Source organism: Acetobacter cibinongensis (genome assembly GCF_000963925.1).
Lineage (GTDB): Bacteria > Pseudomonadota > Alphaproteobacteria > Acetobacterales > Acetobacteraceae > Acetobacter > Acetobacter cibinongensis.
The window spans coordinates 1-273 of the sequence record NZ_BAMV01000032.1; the positions used below are offsets into that span (position 1 = coordinate 1).

Below are 273 nucleotides of genomic sequence, written 5' to 3' on the forward strand. Positions count from 1 at the left end.
CCGCCTTTTGTCCGTCCGATATGGCGGGGAAAAGCCCCTTTTTGAGCAGGGACGCCGATGTCCGGTGTGCCTTGAGATGTGTTGCATCGATCATCAGGCGCTTCGAACGGCCAGCCTGTTCTGTCAGGGCGACAAAGATCCTGTCAAATACACCCAGGCGGCTCCACCGGATAAAGCGGTTGTATAAAGTCTTGTGTGGACCATACGCTTTCGGAGCATCCTTCCACTGAAGGCCGTTGCGGATCACATAAACGATCCCGCTCAGAACACGCC

At 55.7% G+C, this 273-nt stretch carries 1 pseudogene; it reads right to left on the reverse strand.

Annotated features, from left to right (window positions below):
* Nucleotides 1–273: pseudogene (locus tag Abci_RS12775) on the reverse strand (transposase); the annotation flags it as partial.